This is a genomic window from Actinoplanes sp. OR16, from assembly GCF_004001265.1.
Lineage (GTDB): Bacteria > Actinomycetota > Actinomycetes > Mycobacteriales > Micromonosporaceae > Actinoplanes.
On sequence record NZ_AP019371.1, the window covers coordinates 7,311,365 to 7,330,006 of the forward strand.

Consider the following 18,642-nt stretch of genomic DNA (forward strand, 5'->3'; position numbering starts at 1 on the left):
CCTCGCCAGGCGTAACGTCCGACGGGTGGGGCGGGGATTCGGGGTCGCCCGGCGCTCCATGCTGCTCCTGGCGCTGGTCGCGGTTCTCGGGCTGGCCGGCACCGCGTCGGCTGCGCTCGGGCTGTGGCGCGGGGAGCAGCGGATGGCGGAGCGGGCGGCCGATCAGCAGTCGGCGCGGGTCGCCGAGGCCGTCACCGACGAGGTACGCCGCTACAGCGACTACCTGACCAGCCTCGCCGCGTCGGTCGGGGCCCAGCAGACCCTGGAGGCCGGGGAGTTCGCTGCGATCGCCGCCCCCATCGACCGGGCCAACCTGCCCGGGGTGACCGGGGTCGCCTACGTCGTGGCGGCCACCCCGGCGCAGACGGCGCAGGTGCAGGCGTACTGGCGGGCGCACGGCGCGGACGGCCTGGTGCTGCAACCCGGGGACACCGACCGCGGGCAGCACCTGTTCATCGTGCTGGGCCGATCGTCGGACGCCCGGCCCACGCCGGTCGGACGGGACCTGACGGCCACACCGGCAGCGGCCTCCGCGATGCGGGCCGCACAGCAGCGGCGGACGCTGATCATGAGCGCCACCTATCACCTGATCAAGGACCGGGCGTTACCGGCCGAGCAGCAGCAGGCCTCGTTCGCGCTCGCGGCGGCGATCCACGCCACGGCCCCGGCCCAGGACGCCGGCGAGTTCCGGGGCTGGCTGCTGCTCGGGCTGCGGGCCGGGGACTTCCTGCGCGCGACGGTCGAGGCCGTCGCCACGCAGGCTTCCGCCGTACAGATGATGGATACTGAAACCGACGGTGACGTGCCGCTGGTGCGCTGGGACTCGGGGCGCGCGATCGGGCCGGACGATCTCACCCGGCAGCTGAGCGTCGAGGTGCTGGGGCGCACGTGGGAGCTGACCGTCGAACCGGCCGCGCGGCTCGCCGACCATCGAGGGCTCGCCCCGCACACCATCGCCGTGATCGTCGGAACGGTGATCACGGCGCTGCTGCTGGCGCTGACCGCGACGGTGACGACGTCGCGGGACCGGGCGGTGCGCCGGGTCCGGGAGGCCACGACGGCGCTGCGTACCGACATCGCCCGGCGCGAGGAGGTGGAGCAACGCCTGCGGCGCCGGGAGACGGAGCTGCGCGGCTTCGCCGGGATCGTCGCGCACGACCTGCGGGCGCCGCTCGCGCGGATCACCGGGTACGCCGAGCTGCTGGCCACCGCGCACCTGGAACCCGACGAAAGCGACATGCTGGCGCGGCTGCACGACGGCGCCCACCGGATGACCGCGCTCATCGACGACCTGCTCGGCTACGCCACCGCGGACAACGCGGAGCTGCGGCTGGCGCCGGTCGACCTGGGGAAGATCCTCGCCGAGATCATCCACGACCGCGACGACGGCAGGGCGGTCTTCACGGTCGGCTCGCTGCCGGTCGTCAACGGCGACGCCGTGCTGCTCCGGCAGGTGTTCGACAACCTGGTCGGCAACGCGGTGAAGTACTGCGCCCCGGACCGCCGCCCGCACATCGACATCCGGTCCCGGCGCGACGGCGAGCGGTGGCGCGTCGAGGTCACCGACAACGGCATCGGGATCCCGCCGGATCAGGCCGAGGCGGTGTTCACCGCGTTCACCCGGGTCGACGAGCACCGGCACTATCCGGGCACCGGCCTGGGCCTGGCGATCGTCCAGCGGATCGTGCAGCGGCACGGCGGCACGATCGGGGTGGAACCGAACCCTGAGGGTGGCAGCCGGTTCTGGCTCACCCTCCCCGCGGTCAGCTGATCCGCAGGTAGCGGATGTGCGTGGCCAGCGGCGAGTGCAGCACCTCGACCGGCTCGTAGCCGAACGACTCGACGCCGTCGAACAGCCGCTCGCCGGAGCCGAGCAGCACCGGCGCGATGTCGACGGTGAACTCGTCGACCACCCCGGCGTTCAGCGCCTGCCGCACCGTCGACGCCCCGCCGGCGATGTCCACGCCCTGGTCGCCGGCCGCTTCGCACGCGGCGGCGTAGGCGGCGTCGAACCCGCCGGTCACGAAGTGGAAGGTGGTGCCGCCCTCCATCGGGATCGGGTCGTGCGCGTGGTGGGTCAGCACGAACACCGGAGCGTGGTACGGCGGCTCCGGACCCCACCAGCCGGTCCACTCGTCCTCGGTGTCCCAGCCGCCGCGGACCGGGCCGTACATGTTGCGGCCCATCACGTATGCCCCGCGCGGCCGCATCAGCCACTCGGCCGCCGCCTTGTCCTCCGCGGTGGCGCGCGGATCGCCGATGTGCCAGGTGTGCACCTCGATGCCACGCCTGCCCAGCGGGTTCTCCCGGCTCTGGTCCGGCCCGGCGGCGAAACCGTCCAGTGAGATCGACATGTGGCTGGTAGTGTGCGGCACCGCGGAACCTCCCAAGCTAGCCGCCGTGGTTGGGGTGGAACCTCTTCGGCAGGGTCCGAGGCACCACGGCCGAGACCGCCGGCAGGTTGTCGAACAGGGTACGGCCGATCCTCGCATGCGCCTCGACGGCCGGGTGGGTGGCGCCGTAATTCTCCGGGTCGCCCAGACCTTCGGCGAACATGGCGTACGTCAGCAGCGGCAGCCCGTCCGCGCTGAACATGACGCCCGCCTCGTGCCGGGACTCGCCGAGTGCGTTGAAGTCGGCGCCGTACTTGGTGGCGACCCGCTCGCGCTCCTTCGACGACATGACCCGGCGCACCCCGTCGTGGTAACCGTTGACCCACCGGGTGACGCTCAGCAGGAAGTCGCAGGACTCCGGCTTCAGCAGGGTCTTGGTGGCCAGCCGCCAGAGCAGGTCATGCATCTCCCGCGGCGTCGTGGTGCCCAGGAAGAAGCGGTTCGGGTTGGCCACCGGCTCGACCCGGGTGTGGACGAAGCCCTTCGCCGCCAGGATCTCGTTGATCTCCAGCGCCGGGACCACCCGGCCGCACATCCGCACGGCGGTGTTGTCGGAGACCAGCAGCATCGCGGTCAGGAAGTTCCCGACGGTGATCTCGTCGCCCCACACCCGGTGCAGATGGTAGATGCCGGAGCCGCCGAGGATGATGTCGGCGGGCAGGTCGAGCTTCGTGCCGAGGGTCAGCAGCCCGCGGTCGATCTTGTCCATCACCGCGGTGGCGACGGCCAGCTTCTGCACGCTGTACCCGTACGTCACGTGGTCGGCGTCGTCCTCGACGATCGCCCGGGGCGTGCCGTCGGCGCCGACCGCCGCGATGTGCGTGTGCCACACACCGCCGGCCTCGGCCTTCTCCCGGGCGTACACCCTGCGGATGGCGTTCTTGCCGGCCGGCGCCGCCTGCGCCGGGCTGCTCACCGCCGCTCCGGCAGCCGCCGCCACCGCGCCGAGACCCAGTGCCGAGCGCCGGGACATGCTCGTCGACATCGCTCCTCCTCAATGTTTGGACGGACGGCCACGCGGCAAGGTACACCACGCCCGCTCCTCATCCGGAGAAACGATGTGTGACCATGGGCGAGTAGATACTGACGTACATCGCCCGGGGGACGTCGCGTGAGCGTCGCTGACATGCCTCTGCCGCAGGTGGGAGAGGTTCCCGCGCTGGACCGGATAGCCGCGCTGGTCCGCGCCACCCTGAGCGTGCCCGAGGTGCGGATCGGCCCGCCGGCCGCCGGCGCGAGCGTGCAGGACGGCGCCGCCGCGGTCCCGATCACCGGCGCCGGCGGCGAGGCCCTCGGAACCCTCTGCGCGATCGGCCCGAAGGGACGCCGGTGGAGCGACGACGACCTGGCGCTGCTCACCGGGTTCGCCGGCGCCTGCGCGGAGATCCTGCGGCTGCAGGACGTCAACGCCGCGCTGCGGCGGCGCAAGGAGCAGGCCACGGCGCAGGGCGAATCGGCCGACGCGGCGTTCGACCGCAGTCAGCTGCTGCTGCGGGCCAGCGTCGCGCTGGCGAGCACCGGCACCGCCGAGGACGTCGTCGCCGTCGTGCGGGACCTGGTCACCGGCACGATGAACCCGGCCTACGTCGGGATCTCGGTGGCCGGCGGCAACGACCGGATCTCGCTGCAGTCGGGCCGGTCGCTGCCATCGTCGGTCGCCGAGCGCTGGAACCTCTACGACAGCGCCGCGACCACCCCGTCCGCGCTCGCCGCCCGCACCGGCGCTCCGGTGCTGCTGCCCGACCTCGCCGCGGTCCGTGCCCTCGCCCCGGACGCGGCCGCGACGTTCATGGAGATGGGCTGGCAGTCCGCGGCCGGCGTGCCGCTACCCGGCCCGGACGGCCCGGTGGGGGCGCTGACGTTCGTCTGGAAACAGCCCTACACCCTGGACGCCGCCGAGCAGGCGACCCTCGCGGCCCTGGCCGGGTACGTGGCGACGGCGCTGCGGCGCGCCGACTACCTGTCGTCCCGGGAGAACGCGGCGATGGTCCTGCAGACATCGCTGCTGTCCGACCTGCCGGACGCCGCGCCGTTCGCGCTGGCCGCCCGCTACGAGCCGGCGTCCCGGGGTGAGCACGTCGGCGGCGACTGGTACGACGCGGTCGCCGTGTCCAAGGACCGGCTCGCGGTGGTCGTCGGCGACGTCACCGGCCACGACATGCGGGCCGCCGCGCGGATGGGCCGGCTGCGCAGCAAACTGCGGCTGCTGCTGGTCGACCGCCGCGAGTCGCCGTCGGCCCTGCTGCTCCGGCTCGACGCCGCCAGCCAGGCGCTCCACGACCTGATCACCGCGACCGCCGTGCTGGCCTACCTGGAGCCGGAACCGGGCCGGCCCGGCCACCGGCTGACCTGGTCGAACGCCGGCCACCCGGACCCGCTGCTGATCACCGGCGCCGGAGCGCGGCCGCTGAGCGGCCACGATCCGCTGCTGGGGTTGCGGGCCGGCATCCCGCGGACCGACAACAGCTGTCACCTGCCGCCGGGCTCGACGGTGCTGTTCTACACCGACGGCCTGATCGAGACCCGGCGCGATTCGCTGGACGAGCGGGAACGGCGCCTGTGGGCGGTCGCCAGCGACCACGCCCGCACGCCGCTCCCCCTGCTGCTCGACCGGCTCTACGCGGAGTTCGCCGGCGACGACCACGAGGACGACGTCGTCATGATCGCGGCGCGGACCCCACCGGCCTGATTCGCCCAGTGCACGACCCTTCGGTGTTCCTCAGTGCACGACGGCCAGGGACGGCTCGAGATCCTGCACCGGCAGCCGGTGCGGCTGAACCACCAGGAAACAGACCAGCGTCGCCGCGAGCATGCCACCGAAGACCACCACCGCCATCGCGACAGAGCCCACCCCTAGTACGCCGACCAGCGGCGCGGCGAGCGCGCCCACGCCGAATTGCACCGCACCGAGCAGGGCCGCCGCCGTGCCGGCCGCCTCGCCGTGCCGGTTCAGCGCCAGGGCCGGGGCGTTCGGCATGGCAAGCCCCACCATGGTCAGCACCAGCCAGAGCGGGATCAGGATGCCGGTCAGCCCGCCGATGCCGGTGGCCGCGAGGACCAGCAGGACCGCGCCGAACGCCAGGCCGGCCAGCAGCGCGAAGCTCATGATCTGCTGCGGGGTCCAGCGGCGCAGCAGCCGGACGTTGAGCTGGGTGGCGGCGATCAGGCCGACCGCGCCGGCCGCGAAGACCAGGGCGAACTGCTGCTCGCTCATGCCGTACTCGTCCTGGAAGACGAACGACGCCCCGCTCACGTACGCGAACAGCGCCGCCATGGCGAGACCCGCTACCAGGATCAGTCCGACGTACACGCGGTCTTGGAAAAGCGATCCGTAATCACGCACCGTGCCGACGACGCCGCCGTTGCGCCGGCGCGAAGCCGGCAGCGTCTCGGGCAGCACCACCGCCGACGCCGCCATGATCGCGACACCGATGACCGTGAGCACGACGAAGACGCCGCGCCAGGACGTCCAGTTCAGCACCAGGCCGCCGATGGTCGGGGCCAGGATCGGCGCGACGCCGACGACCAGCATCAGCCGGGAGAACAGCCGGGCGGCGGCCATCCCGTCGAACAGGTCACGGACCATCGCCATCGCGACGACGGCGGCCGCGGCGGCACCCAGGCCCTGCAGGACGCGCAGCGAGCCGAGAACGGCCAGGTTCGGCGCGAGCACGCAGAGCACCGAAGCGAGCACGTGCACGCCGATGCCGGCGAGCAGCGGGATCCGCCGGCCGATCGCGTCGGAGAGCGGGCCGACCAGCAGCTGGCCGAACGCCAGCCCGATCAGCGTGCCGGTGAGCGTGAGCTGCACGGCGGCGGCGGTGGTCTGCAGGTCGGTGGTGATCGTCGGGAGCGACGGCAGGTACATGTCGATCGTGAGGGGCCCGAGCGCGGTCAGGAAGCCGAGCACGAGAACGATCCGGAAACGGCGCCCGAGGGGGAGCTTCTCTCCGGGAGAGAGTCCGAGCTCGGACGGGGTCACGGTGTCAGAATGGGCCACGACCTGGACAAGGTGTCCCGCGCCGGGGATCTTCCGGCATCGCCGATTCAGTAACGGCGGTCACATCGAACACGGCTCCATCATCACATCGGGGACAATAACCCGGAAACGGCACGGTCCCCGCTCAGGTCCGCGATCCTGCGCCGATGAGAACCTCCCGATCTCAGGCCCGGCAGCAGGTCGTCCGGCGCCGCAACAAGCGTCTCGGCATCGCAGCGGTCGCGGTCGTCGCCTTCCTCGGCGTGGTGCTGACCGCCCAGTTCACCGGCAACCCCGGCCCGTCCGCCACACCGGCGTCCTCGGCGGGCCCGGCCGGCATGACCCGCCCCGGGCAGAACGCCGCGATGACGATCGGCGACCCGGCCGCACCGGTCGTCATGGTGCAGTGGACCGACATGCGCTGCCCGTTCTGCGCCGTCTTCAACCGGGAGACGCTGCCGGTGCTGCGGCGCGAATACGTCGACACTGGCAAGATCCGCATCGAGATCCGGGACGTCGCCTTCTTCGGCGCCGAATCCGAGGACGGCGCCGTCGCCGCTCGAGCCGCCGCCATGCAGGGCCGATTCTTCGAGTTCCTCACCGCCCTGTACGCCGGAGCGCCCGACAGCGGGCACCCGGACCTGCCGCGCGAGAAACTGATCGCGTTCGCGCATGAGGCCGGCGTACCGGATATCCCGAAATTCACCGCCGACCTGGACCGACCCGGACTGCGCGTGGCGGCGCGGGCCAGCAACGCGGAGGCGGCGCGGCTCGGCGTCGGAAGCGTCCCGTTCTTCCTGGCCGGCGACAAGACGCTGTCCGGCGCCCAGCCCATCACCGTGTTCCGCAGCTATCTGGACGACGCCATCGCCGCGGCCGGCTGACCGATGTTCACCACCGCCCTGGCCGGCGGCGTCCTGACCCTGCTGAGCCCGTGCTCGGCGATGCTGCTGCCGGCCTTCTTCTCCTACGCCTTCACCAGCCCGGCCCGGCTGCTCGGCCGGACCGCGGTCTTCTACCTCGGCCTGATCACCACGCTCGTGCCGCTGGGCGTGCTGGCCGGAACGGCCGGCGCGTACGTCAACCATCATCGCCGGTGGTTCGTCACCGGCGCAGCGATCGTGGTCATCCTGCTCGGTGTCCTGATGCTGGCGGCGATCCCCGTGCCCGGCCTGTCCCGCCGCGATGTCCAGGGCACCTCGGCGGCGGCCGTCTACACGCTCGGAACGGTCTACGGCCTGGCCGGCTTCTGCGCGGGTCCCCTGCTGGGCGCGGTCCTGACGGTCGCGGCGGTGGGAGGCGACGCCCTGTACGGCGGCACCGTCCTCCTCGTGTTCGCCCTCGGCATGTGCCTGCCGTTGCTGGTGCTGTCCCTGCTCTGGTCCCGCCTGCCGCTGGTGCGCCACCTGGTCCGTCCCCGCGGCATCCGCGTCGGCCCGTGGGCGAACACCTGGCCCACCGTCCTCGGCGGCCTCCTGACCATCGTCGTCGGCGTCCTCCTGCTGACGACCGACGGCACGTCCTCGTTGCGGGGCCTGCTGGGCGCCTCCGACCAGGCCGCCTTGGAAAGCATGGTCCTGCGCATCACCGACGATGTCCCGGACCTGCTGGTGGCGGCGCTGGCCCTGGTCGTCGCGGCGGCGGCCTGGCTCCTGTTCCGAACCACAAGGCCGTCCCGGGTTCACCGGTCCGAGGCGCCCTCTCCGGGCGTGCCCGCCGGAACGAGCACGCCCGGAAGGCGGTTCAGGAAGCGCCGACGGCCTCCGGAGCAGGCGCGGAATGGGTGACCGGGTGGCTGCGCTCCAGCGCCGCCCCCTCCACGTCCACATCGGGCAGGATGCGGTCCAGCCAGCGCGGGATCCACCAGGCCGATTTGCCGAGCAGGTGCATGACGGCCGGGATGACGAGCATGCGGACCAGGAAGGCGTCGGCGAGTACGCCGAAGGCCAGCCCGAAGCCGAGCGAGCGGATCATCGTGGTGTGGCTGAAGATGAAGCCGCCGAACACCGAGATCATGATGATGGCGGCGGCGGTCACCACGGTCCGTCCGGCGTGCAGCCCCTGCCGGACGGCGAGGCGGGCGGGCGCGCCGTGGGCGTACGCCTCTCGCATGCCGGAGACCAGGAAGAGCTGGTAGTCCATGGCGAGGCCGAACAGGATGCCGATCAGGATGGTCGGCAGGAAGCTCAGCACCGGACCCGGGTCGTGGACGCCGAAGAGCCCGCCGAGCCAGCCCCACTGGAAGATCGCGGTGATGCCGCCGAAGGTGGCGAACAGTGACAGCACGAAGCCGAGCGTCGCGGTGAGCGGCACCAGGATCGAGCGGAACACCAGGATCAGGATGAGCAGCGAGAGACCGATGACGACACCGAGATAGATCGGGAGTACGTCGGAGAGCTGCTCGGAGATATCGATGTTGCCGCTGGCGCTGCCCGCCACGCCCAGGGTGGCGCCCGGCACCGTGAGGTCCCGCAGGTCGCGCACGAGCTGCCCGGTCGATGAACTGTTCGGCCCCTCGGCCGGGACGACCTGGAACGCGATCAGCTGGTTGTCGGTCGACTGCCCGATCGGCGCGACGGCTGTCACGTTGTCGACGGCGAGGATCTGCCCGCCGATGCGAGCCTGCTCCGCCAGTCCAAGATCTCCGGAAACCGGCGCCGCCAGGGAGGCCACCACCAGGAGCGGGCCGTTGACGCCGGCGCCGAACTTCTCCTCGATCAGCATGTAGGCCTGGTACTGCGTGGAGTCCTCGGCCTCCGACGAGCCGTCCGGCAGGCCGAGCCGCATCGACAGCGCGGGGATGGCGAGGACGATCAGGACGGCGAGGCCGGCGACCGCGGTGAGGAGGGCACGACGGGTGCTCATCGGCTCGGTCGGGACGGCACCGGATCTCCTGGCCCGGCGCGGGAGGATGCGGGTCCCGAGCAGCGCGAGCAGGGCGGGTGTGAGCGTGACCGCGATGATCACCGCGACCGCCACGCAGATGGCTCCGACCGTACCCATGAGCCCGAGGAATCCGATGCCGGTGACGTTGAGGGCCAGCAGCGCCACCAGCACGGTGGATCCGGCGAAGACGACCGCGTTGCCCGACGTGCCGTTGGCGAGGGCGATCGACTCGTGCAGGTCGACGCCGTCCAGGAGCTGGCGGCGGTGCCGGTTCAGGATGAACAGGCAGTAGTCGATGCCGACCGCGAGGCCGAGCATGACGCCGAGCACCGGGGTGATCGACAGCATGTCGACCGCGCCGGACATCGCGAGCGAGGCGGTGACGCCGACACCCACGCCGACCAGGGCGGTCACGATGGGCAGGGCGGCCGCGATGATCGTGCCGAGCATGACGAGCAGGGTGATCGCGGCGACGACGAGACCGGCCACCTCACCGATGCCGAGCACCTGGGGAACACTCTGCGTGATCTCGTTGGAGAAGTCGGCCTCGACGCCGGCCGGGACGCCCGCGGTGACGTGGTCGACGACGCCTTCCTTGGTCTCCGGCGTGACGTCCATCTGCGCCTCGTCGAAGACGATCGAGGCGACCGCGGTGGTGCCGTCCTCCGAGACCAGCCGGATCTTCGCCGACATGTCCAGCAGTCGCCGGCCGACCTCGATCGCCGAAGCCCGGGCGTCGAGCTCCTTCCGCTGGGCTTCCGGGAGCGCGTCCCGGTTCTGAAGCGCCGCCTCCACCTGCTGCCTGCCGCTCGACAGTTGCGCGGCCTGCTCCGTGAGCTGCGCCTGCGTCACGAACGGATCCGTCGTCGCCGCGACCCCGTCCAGCTCACCGGTGGTCTTGAGCAGCGCGCCGACGGCGGCCTGCTGCTCCTCGGTGAACGTCGACCCGTCGGCGGTGTGGAACACGATCGTGCCACTGCCGCCGCTCGCGCTCGGGAACCGCTGCGCGAGCTGGTCGGTGACCTTCGCGGTCGGCGTGCCCGGAATCGTCACCTGCGACGACAGGGTTCCGCCGAACGCGAGATAGGCGCCGACGGAGATTCCCAGGATCACCACCCAGCTGATCAGGACCAGCCAGGCACGCCGGGCGGAGAACCGCCCCACGCGGTACAGCAACTCAGCCATTTCCACCCTTTGTTTCAGTAGCCGTTTTTGACGCTGGAGATGAGCCTGTCGAGCAGGTCCCGCCACAGCTGTTGAGCAGGCTCGCCGGTCGCCGCTCCGGTCGCGGCCAGCCAATGCTCCGCGATCACTTCCGTGCCGTGCATGAGCGAACTGACCAGCAACTCCGCTTCAAGAGGATCAAGACCTGCATTTCGTACGGCCAACTCCCGCGCCAATTCCGTGCTGGTCCGCGAGAACGTCGCCTGGAATATCTGCCGGGGACGCGGGTCGCCTTTGTCGAAACCGCCGAGCGCCCGCCAGAGAAAGGCGATGAGACCTGGTACGTCGGTAGCCCGCAGCGCTTCGGTCAGCGTCGCGAAAGCGGCCTCGCGGGTGCCCGGGCCCGCCGGGTCGGTCGTCACCACCGCACGGAACTGCTCGATCACGACGCCGAGGACCTCGCTGCACACGGTCGTCACGACGTCGTCGATCGAGCTGAAGTGGTTGAAGATCGTCCGCCGGGAGACGTCGGCCCGCGCGGCCAGCTGGTCGACGCTGAACCGCGCCGCCTAACCTTCGCTGATCAGCGCCTTGGCGGCGTCGAGGATGGCACGGTGGTGGCGTGCCTTGAGCGCCGCCCGTCGATCCAGCTCCACGTAGGTATACTAAGTGCATCGTTGCACCGAGTGTAACGAGGGTCAGAAGTCCCACTCCACGCCGTCCTCGTCGACGCGCAGCCGGAAACCGCGGACCAGGGCACCCGATCGCGCTGACGCGGCCACCTCGGCGAGCATCACCGTGACGCTCGGCCACAGCGGCCGCCGGTAATCCCAGCCGTCGGTGTGGAACTCCCCCACGCAGCCGCGTTCCGGTCCGGGCCGCAGATCGACGAAGAGCGTGTCGCCACCGAAGTCCGACCCGATCGGCAGCCACTGCGGCAGCCACCAGCCGTGGCAGGGCGAGCCGGCGGGTTCACGCAGACACCGTTCCCGGTCGTCCGGGTCGTGGTGAGCCAGTTCCGCCGAGACGTCCCGCCACGTCTCGCGCCGCGCGAGCGAGTCGGCGACGGACATCGGCGCGTACACCTGCGGCATGATCGCCACGCCGCGCCGCGCGCCGTCGGCCAGCCGCCACCAGCGCGCCAGATCATCGGGCAGCGGCCCGCCGACGGCCTCCTCGGCGGCACGCAGATCGGCGTCGGCGGCGGGCGGCCGGATCCCGTCGAGCACGTCCGGACACCGCCGCCCGATGTGGTCGAGGATCACCCGCCACGACTCATCGATCTCCATCAGCGCACCATAGGCGACGACGGCGACGCGCGACGGCCCGGCCGAGCGGGGGCTCGGCCGGGCCGTGGAGGAGATGCGGGGCGGGTCAGATGCGGTAGGCGGAGACCGTCTGCTGGAGTTCGGCGGCGGTGCGGGCCAGTTCGGCGGCGGTCTGCTGGGTCTCGGTGGCCCCGCTGGTGACCTGGCGGGACGCCTCGGCCACCCCCGCGATGGTCTCGGCGATCGCGACCGAGCCCTCGGCGGCCTGCCCGACGCTGCGGGAGATCTCGGCGGTCGTGGCGGTCTGCTCCTCGACGGCCGCGGCGATCGTCGTGGTGTAGTCGTTGATCGTCTCGATGACCTGGCCGATCTCCTGGATCGCGGTCACCGCCGCGTCGCTCTCCGCCTGGATGGCCGCCACCTGCGCGGTGATCTCACTGGTGGCGCGGGCCGTCTCCTGAGCCAGGTCCTTGACCTCGGAGGCCACCACGGCGAAACCCTTGCCCTGCTCACCGGCGCGAGCCGCCTCGATGGTGGCGTTCAGCGCCAGCAGGTTCGTCTGCTCGGCGATCGCGGTGATCATCGCGACGGCGGTGCCGATCTGGGTGGACGCCGCGCCGAGCCGGGCGACGCCGGCGTTGGTCTTCGCCGCGGCGCGGGCGGCGTCGGCGGCGACACCGGCGGCCTCGTTCGCGTTCGTGGATATCTCCCGGATGGAGTCGCCCATCTCGTCGGCGCCGGCGGCGACGGTACGCACCCCGTCCGACACCCGCCCGGCCGAGTCGGAGACCGTGGCGACCTGCACCGACGTCTCCTCCGCCGACGCGGACAGCTGTGCGGCGACCGCCGACATCTCCTCGGACGCGGCAGCGAGCAGCGTCGAGCTCTCGGTGATCCGGCCGACCATGCCGGCCATCGACTCGGCGGTGCTGTTCAGCGCCTCCGACATCCGGCCGACCTCGTCGGTGCTCTCCACCGGCACCCGCGCGGTCAGGTCGCCGCCGGCGATGCGGGCGAGGGCGTCGACGGTACGGGTCAGGGGCCGCACGATGAGGCGGGCGATGGCGGCGGCGAGAAGCAGTCCGAGGACGGTGCAGCCGGCGAGCAGGCCGATCACCAGGGTGCGGGTGGAGTCGTACCGGGACTGCGCGAGCGCCTCCTGCTCGACGCCGGCCTTCACCGTCTCGTCGGCGAGCGTGCTCAGGTCGGCGCGGACCGCCGTCATCCGGTCGGCCAGCTCACCGGCGCGCAGGTCGGCGAGGGCGCTGGTCTTCCCGGCCGCGGCGAGCGGCAGCAGGTCGGATTCGATGGTGTCGCTGAACTCCGACCAGTCGTCGCCGAAGGACGCGATCGAAGCGCTCGCCACCGCGCTGACGGGGAATGTCCGGTACGCCTCCGCGTACTGCGTGACCTGCTTCTGCGCCCCGGCGATGGCCGTCTGCGCGGCGGTGCGCTGCGCCTCCGTGGTGGCCAGCTGGTAGTCGTCGACGCCGAGCCACACCCGGTTGACCGCGCTGCGCAGGTTGCCGATGGTGTTCAGCTCGTTGTTCATGACGTAGGCGCTCTTCACCTGGTCGTTGGTGGCGCTGAGGCTGCTGAGCGCGAAGAGCCCGTCCCCCACGCCGAAGAGCGCGACGACCCCGACGGCTGTCATGATCTTCGTACTGACCCGGCGGTTGCCCAGCGCGCGCCGCATCGGGCCGGCGCCGGTCGTCGTGGGCTCTTCAGCCATCGGTGCTCCTCGGTGAGTCTCCGCGTTCTCCAACGTCAGGCATTTCGGCCACCGGCGTGGCCCGATCAGGCCAGACCGGGTGCAGGTCGAGTGCCGCCGGGAGCGGAACGGATCAGCTTCCGTGCGGGCAGCCCCGGTCGCGCCGGGTCGTCACCCGGACGTCGTAGCAAAAGGGTGACGACGGTACAGCCGACGCTGTCCTGTCCGGCGGGTGGACACGGTCACGCACGGGTCGGTGCTGGCTCGGTTCGGGCATGCGCTGTCGGACGGGACACGGGCCCGGCTGCTGCTGAACCTGCTGCGCGTGACGGCTCAGGAACACCTCAGTGCGACTCCCGGGAGACGGCGTCGCCGCTGGAACCGCGCAGGAAGTCCAGGTCGGCGCCGGTGTCGGCCTGGCCGACGGTGTCGACGTAGAGCCGTTCCCAGCCGCGCGACGGCCGGGCGTACGCCGCCACCGTCCCGGGCGCCGGCTCCCGGGCCGCGAACTCGGCGGCGGGGACGTCGACGTCGATACGCCGGTTCGGGACGTCCAGGATGATCACGTCGCCGGTGCGGACCTTCGCGAGAGGCCCACCGGCCGCCGCTTCCGGTGCGACATGCAGAACCACTGTTCCGTACGCCGTGCCGCTCATCCTTCCGTCGCACACCCGGACCATGTCCCGCACGCCGTCCGCCAGCAACTTCGCGGGCAGCGGCATGTTCGCCACCTCCGGCATCCCCGGGTATCCCCGGGGACCGCACCCGCGCAGGACCAGCACCGAGTCCGGGGTGACGTCGAGATCCGGGTCGTCGAGGCGTGCGTGCAGGTCCTCGATCGAGTCGAAGACGACCGCCGGGCCGCGGTGGGTGAGCAGCCCGGGCGAGGCGGCCGCCGGTTTGATGACGGCGCCGTCCGGGGCGAGGTCACCGTAGAGGACGGCGATCCCGGCTTCCGGTTGCAGTGGGCGTTCCCGGGTCCGGATCACCTCCCGGTCGTAGACCCGCACGTCGTCCAGGTAGCCGGCGAGGGGCCGGCCGGTGACCGTCAGCGCGGCCGGGTCGAGCAGGTCACGGATCTCGGCGAGGACGGCGTGCAGTCCCCCGGCCCGGTAGAGGTCGTCCATCAGGAACCGGCCGGCCGGCTGCAGGTCGACCAGCAGCGGCACGGACGAGCCGACCCGGTCGAAGTCGTCCTGGGTGAGGTCGACGCCGAGCCGCCCGGCGATCGCGAGCAGGTGCACGACGGCGTTCGTCGAGCCGCCCAGCGCGGCCAGGGCGACGATCGCGTTGAGGAAGGACGCCCTGGTCATCACGGCGCTCGGCCGCAGATCCCGGTCGATCAGGTCCACGGCCAGCACCCCGGTGTCGTGGGCGGCTTCGAGAAGGTGGCTGTCCGGGGCCGGGGTGCCGGCCACGCCCGGCAGCGTCATCCCGAGGACCTCGGCGAGCAGTCCCATCGTGGAGGCCGTGCCCATCGTGTTGCAGTGGCCCCGGCTGCGGATCATGGAGGATTCGGATCGGGTGAACTCGGCCGCGCTCAGGGTGCCCGCGCGTACCTCCTCGCTGAGCTGCCACACCCCGGTGCCGCAGCCGAGCGGCACCCCGCGGAACGTGCCGGTCAGCATCGGGCCGCCGGGCACCACGACGGCGGGCAGGTCCACCGAGGCGGCGCCCATCAGCAGGGCCGGGATCGTCTTGTCGCAGCCGCCGAGCAGCACGACGCCGTCGATCGGGTTGGCGCGCAGCATCTCCTCGATCGCCATCGCGGCCATGTTGCGCCAGAGCATCGCGGTCGGCCTGACCTGGGTCTCCCCCAGCGACACGACCGGCAGGTTCAGCGGGATGCCACCGGCGGAGTGGATGCCGTCGGCGACGCTGCGGGACACCTCGTCGAGGTGGGCGTTGCACGGGGTCAGGTCGGAGGCGGTGTTCGCGATGGCGATGTGCGGCCTGCCGTCGAACGCGCCGGACGGCAGGCCGCGGCGCATCCAGGCCCGGTGGATGTAGCTGTTGCGGTCGTCGCCGGAATACCACTGGGAGCTGCGCGGCATGATGACCTCCGGGGATCGATCGTGGTCGAATACTAACCGTGACGCGACGGTTCACCGCAGTACCGACCGGGGTCCAGGCCTGCGCGCTGGGCGAGGGACCGGTCTGGGATCCCGCGCGGGAGCGCCTGCTCTGGGTCGACATCGACGGCCACGCGGTCCATCAGGGAGTGCTGGACGGCGAGGACGTCGTCGCGACCGGCCGCTGGGATTTCGCCGCCGAGGCCGGCGCCGTCGCGGTGGCCGCCGACGGATCACTGCTGGTCGCGGAACGCGCGGCGCTGACCGTCATCGGGCGCGACGGTTCCCGTACCCCGATGGCTCGGATCCTGGAGGAAGGATCGCCGAGCCGGCTCAACGACGGGGCGGTGGACCCGGACGGGCGGTTCCTGGTCGGCAGCCTCGACCCGGCCGGGAAGTCCGGAACCGAGGTCCTGGTGCGGCTCGGCCGGGACGGGCTCACCGTGATCGACGACGACCTGATCCTGTCCAACGGGCTGGCGTGGAGCCCGGACGGCAGCGAGTTCTACAGCATCGACACGGTTCCCGGGATCGTCTGGGTACGCGACTACGAGCCGCTCGGCGAACGGCGTGAGGCGTTCCGGATCACCGACGGCCACCCCGACGGGATGTGCGCGGACACCGACGGCAACCTGTGGATCGCCATCTGGGGCGGGGGCCGGGTGGAATGCCGCACCCCGGACGGGCGGCTGCTCGCCACCGTGGCGGTCGACGCCCCGAACACCACCAGCGCCGCGTTCGCCGGGCCGGACCTCGACCTGCTCGTCATCACCACGGCACACCTCGACGGCCACCGCGACTCGGGCCGGTTGTTCACCGCGCGGGTGGGCGCCACGGGGCTGCTCACGCCGTACTGGGAAGGGGCTTGATCTTGTCGGAATTCACCGGTCTCAGCGTGATCGTCACCGGCGGGGCCAGCGGCATCGGCCTGGCGACCGCGACCCTGCTCGCCTCCCGCGGCGCCCGGGTGGCAAGTCTCGACCTCGACCCCGGCGTGGACGCGCCGCTGATCGGGCTGCGCGCCGACGTCACCGACGACGACGCGGTACGCACGGCGGTGGCAGCGGCGGCGGAACGGCTCGGCGGCCTCGACATCGTGATCAACAACGCGGGCATCGGCGCGCAGGGCACCGTCGCCGACAACGACGACGCCGAGTGGGCGCGGGTCTTCGACGTGAACGTGCAGGGCATCGTCCGGGTGTCCCGCGCGGCCCTGCCCTGGCTGCGTGACTCCGCCCACGCCGCGATCGTCAACGTCTCGTCGATCGCGGCGACGGCGGGACTGCCGCAGCGGGCGCTCTACTCGGCCACCAAGGGCGCGGTCCTCTCGCTCACCCTCGCGATGGCGGCCGATCATGTACGCGACGCGATCCGCGTCAACTGCGTCACCCCGGGAACGGCGGACACGCCGTGGATCGGCCGCCTCCTCGCCCGCGCCGCCGACCCCGGCGCGGAACGGGCGGCCCTCGACGCCCGCCAGCCCATCGGACGCCTGGTCAGCGCGGACGAGGTGGCCGGCGCGATCGCCTACCTGGCCAGCCCGCTCGCCTCCGCGACGACCGGCACGGTCCTCGCCGTCGACGGCGGCATGCAGGGCCTGCGCCTGCGCCGATGAGTCCGGTTCGGATCACCACCAGGGCGCCCCGAACCGGGGTCCCTCCTGCTCGGCGTGAGACGGCCGCGGCGGCGGCAGGTGGAACACGTCGGTGAGGGCGCAGATGTCCAGGACCTGCCGCACGTTCTCATGGGCGCTGCTGATCTCGACCCGGGTGCCCCGCTCCTCGGCCACGTCACGGCAGCGCAGCAGCACCCGGACGCCGGCCGAACCGATGAAGACCAGCTCGCTGAGGTCGAGCGCGACCCGCTCGGCGTGGATCGAGGACAGCCGGCCCATGATCTCGGCCTGCAGCGCGTCACAGTTGCTGGAGTCGACCTCACCGGCCACCGCGATCACCGTGCCGGCGGCGCGGACCGTCATCGGGGCAGGGGCATGGTCGTCGTCGACCACCATGAGGACCTCCGCCCCGCCTCGCTTGCGCTGACCCGCCCCGGCGTCCGCGAGGGCGAGTGCCGAGAAGGCGGCCTGGGTGGCCGGGAACCCGGCGTGGTGCAACACGGTCACGCTACTCCGGCACCCGCTCAGGACCCAGCCGACTCCGCGGAACCACCGGATCGCGCCTGTTCGCGGCGTAGGCGTCAGGCCTTCTTCACTCCCACGCGAAGGCCGCGCGGCGGGCGTCGTCGCGGATGCGGTCCAGGTCCTGCGGGGTCAGGCCGGCCTGCGGGGCGGCCACCGCGTACTCCCCGGACAGGGTGATCGCCGAGGTGCGCGGGTCGTCGGTCGACAAGGCCACCGGCACCCCGGCCGCGACGAGCCTGCGCACCGGGTGCCGGCGTAAGTCCGGCGCCGTGCTCGTGTGCAGGTTGCTGGTCAGGCTCACCTCCAGGGTGATCCGGTGCTCGGCGAGGTGATCCAGCAGTTCCGGGTCCTCGACCGACCGCACGCCGTGGCCGATCCGCTCCGCCCCGAGGTGCCGCACGGCGTCCCACACGCTCGCCGGGCCGGCCGCCTCACCGGCGTGGGCGGTGATCCGCAGTCCGGCGTCCCGTGCCTTCCGGAACGGGCCGGCGAACTCGGCCGCGGGGACCCCGGCCTCGTTGCCCGCGATGTCGGCGCCACAGAATGCGGCTCGGCGGGTCACGAGGGTGGCGATCTGGTCGTACCCCCGCTCGGGTCCCAGATCCCGCAGAACGATGCCGATGAGCCCGACCCGGATCGGCGCGGACCGCACCCCCTCCGCCACCGCGTCGATCACCGCCTCCGGCGCGAGCCCGGTCTCCTGCCGGATGAACCAGGGACTGAACCGGATCTCCAGGTAGTCGAGCCCGTCCGCGGCGGCGTCCTCCACACACTCGCGGGCCGCCCGCACCCAGTCCTCCTCCCGCGAGAAGGCCGACGGCGCGGCGTCGACCCTGGCGAGGTACGGCAGGAGCCCGCCCAGCGGCCCCCTCGCCACCAGCAGTTCCTCCGGCTCGGCGGCGGACGCGAGCGGATGCCCGTCCCGATGAGCGAGTTCGAGAGTGGTGGACACCCGGAGGCTGCCTTCGAGATGGCGGTGCAGATCAATCAACAAGGTCACCCGCAGATCTTGAGCGATCCCCGGCCCCG

16 protein-coding genes and 2 pseudogenes are annotated in these 18,642 nt (G+C 72.1%); 7 read left to right on the forward strand and 11 right to left on the reverse strand.

Annotated features, from left to right (window positions below):
- Nucleotides 1–25 precede the first annotated feature (25 nt).
- Complete coding sequence (locus EP757_RS33635; protein WP_127552424.1) at nt 26–1,771, forward strand: ATP-binding protein; 1,746 nt, start codon at nt 26–28, stop codon at nt 1,769–1,771.
- On the opposite strand, the gene EP757_RS33640 is transcribed toward EP757_RS33635, so the two are convergent.
- Both EP757_RS33640 and EP757_RS33645 read right to left on the reverse strand, forming a co-directional pair.
- Nucleotides 1,764–2,375 carry a dihydrofolate reductase family protein gene (locus tag EP757_RS33640; RefSeq protein ID WP_127552425.1) on the reverse strand — a complete coding sequence of 204 codons (612 nt, stop codon included), beginning with the start codon at nt 2,373–2,375 and terminating at the stop codon, nt 1,764–1,766. The genes EP757_RS33635 and EP757_RS33640 overlap by 8 nt on opposite strands.
- A 16-nt stretch (nt 2,376–2,391) precedes the next feature.
- Nucleotides 2,392–3,378, reverse strand: a complete 987-nt coding sequence (locus EP757_RS33645; protein WP_127552426.1) for a serine hydrolase — start codon at nt 3,376–3,378, stop codon at nt 2,392–2,394.
- A gap of 141 nt (nt 3,379–3,519) precedes the next feature.
- On the opposite strand from EP757_RS33645, the gene EP757_RS33650 reads away from it, so the two are divergent.
- Nucleotides 3,520–5,082, forward strand: a complete 1,563-nt coding sequence (locus EP757_RS33650) for a SpoIIE family protein phosphatase (protein ID WP_127552427.1) — start codon at nt 3,520–3,522, stop codon at nt 5,080–5,082.
- A gap of 30 nt (nt 5,083–5,112) precedes the next feature.
- Here EP757_RS33650 and EP757_RS33655 read toward each other — a convergent pair whose 3' ends face one another.
- Nucleotides 5,113–6,375 carry a multidrug effflux MFS transporter gene (locus EP757_RS33655; RefSeq protein WP_370457721.1) on the reverse strand — a complete coding sequence of 421 codons (1,263 nt, stop codon included), beginning with the start codon at nt 6,373–6,375 and terminating at the stop codon, nt 5,113–5,115.
- Between the two features lie 164 nt (nt 6,376–6,539).
- On the opposite strand from EP757_RS33655, the gene EP757_RS33660 reads away from it, so the two are divergent.
- Both EP757_RS33660 and EP757_RS33665 read left to right on the forward strand, forming a co-directional pair.
- Entirely contained in the window at nt 6,540–7,256 is a 717-nt protein-coding gene (locus EP757_RS33660; protein ID WP_127552429.1) for a thioredoxin domain-containing protein, read from the forward strand.
- A 3-nt stretch (nt 7,257–7,259) separates the two neighbouring features.
- The gene (locus EP757_RS33665) at nt 7,260–8,159 is read left to right on the forward strand and encodes a cytochrome c biogenesis CcdA family protein (RefSeq protein ID WP_127552430.1); all 900 of its coding nucleotides are present in this window, start codon (nt 7,260–7,262) and stop codon (nt 8,157–8,159) included.
- Here EP757_RS33665 and EP757_RS33670 read toward each other — a convergent pair.
- The 5 genes and pseudogenes from EP757_RS33670 to EP757_RS33685 form a co-directional block, all read right to left on the reverse strand.
- Complete coding sequence (locus EP757_RS33670) at nt 8,116–10,443, reverse strand: MMPL family transporter (protein WP_127552431.1); 2,328 nt, start codon at nt 10,441–10,443, stop codon at nt 8,116–8,118. The genes EP757_RS33665 and EP757_RS33670 overlap by 44 nt on opposite strands.
- A gap of 14 nt (nt 10,444–10,457) precedes the next feature.
- On the reverse strand, nt 10,458–10,868 hold the full coding sequence (locus EP757_RS33675) for a hypothetical protein (RefSeq protein ID WP_232050134.1): 411 nt from the start codon (nt 10,866–10,868) through the stop codon (nt 10,458–10,460).
- A gap of 42 nt (nt 10,869–10,910) precedes the next feature.
- Nucleotides 10,911–10,973 (reverse strand): annotated as a pseudogene (locus tag EP757_RS44895) (hypothetical protein); the annotation flags it as partial.
- Nucleotides 10,974–11,120: 147 nt separating this feature from the next.
- The gene (locus EP757_RS33680) at nt 11,121–11,711 is read right to left on the reverse strand and encodes an SMI1/KNR4 family protein (protein ID WP_127552432.1); all 591 of its coding nucleotides are present in this window, start codon (nt 11,709–11,711) and stop codon (nt 11,121–11,123) included.
- 85 nt (nt 11,712–11,796) lie between these two features.
- Nucleotides 11,797–13,422 carry a methyl-accepting chemotaxis protein gene (locus tag EP757_RS33685; protein ID WP_127552433.1) on the reverse strand — a complete coding sequence of 542 codons (1,626 nt, stop codon included), beginning with the start codon at nt 13,420–13,422 and terminating at the stop codon, nt 11,797–11,799.
- A 211-nt stretch (nt 13,423–13,633) separates the two neighbouring features.
- On the opposite strand from EP757_RS33685, the pseudogene EP757_RS44215 reads away from it, so the two are divergent.
- Nucleotides 13,634–13,720, forward strand: a pseudogene (locus EP757_RS44215) (transcriptional regulator); the annotation flags it as partial.
- Between the two features lie 25 nt (nt 13,721–13,745).
- On the opposite strand, the gene EP757_RS33695 reads toward EP757_RS44215, so the two are convergent.
- Nucleotides 13,746–15,455 carry a dihydroxy-acid dehydratase gene (locus EP757_RS33695; protein WP_127552434.1) on the reverse strand — a complete coding sequence of 570 codons (1,710 nt, stop codon included), beginning with the start codon at nt 15,453–15,455 and terminating at the stop codon, nt 13,746–13,748.
- A 38-nt stretch (nt 15,456–15,493) separates the two neighbouring features.
- On the opposite strand from EP757_RS33695, the gene EP757_RS33700 reads away from it, so the two are divergent.
- Together EP757_RS33700 and EP757_RS33705 are read left to right on the forward strand one after the other, a co-directional pair.
- The gene (locus EP757_RS33700; protein WP_127552435.1) at nt 15,494–16,342 is read left to right on the forward strand and encodes an SMP-30/gluconolactonase/LRE family protein; all 849 of its coding nucleotides are present in this window, start codon (nt 15,494–15,496) and stop codon (nt 16,340–16,342) included.
- A gap of 2 nt (nt 16,343–16,344) precedes the next feature.
- On the forward strand, nt 16,345–17,088 hold the full coding sequence (locus EP757_RS33705) for an SDR family NAD(P)-dependent oxidoreductase (RefSeq protein ID WP_127552436.1): 744 nt from the start codon (nt 16,345–16,347) through the stop codon (nt 17,086–17,088).
- Nucleotides 17,089–17,100: 12 nt separating this feature from the next.
- On the opposite strand, the gene EP757_RS33710 is transcribed toward EP757_RS33705, so the two are convergent.
- Both EP757_RS33710 and add read right to left on the reverse strand, forming a co-directional pair.
- Entirely contained in the window at nt 17,101–17,595 is a 495-nt protein-coding gene (locus EP757_RS33710; RefSeq protein ID WP_127552437.1) for an STAS domain-containing protein, read from the reverse strand.
- A gap of 85 nt (nt 17,596–17,680) precedes the next feature.
- The gene (gene add, locus EP757_RS33715; protein ID WP_232050135.1) at nt 17,681–18,613 is read right to left on the reverse strand and encodes an adenosine deaminase; all 933 of its coding nucleotides are present in this window, start codon (nt 18,611–18,613) and stop codon (nt 17,681–17,683) included.
- Between the last annotated feature and the right edge of the window lie 29 nt (nt 18,614–18,642).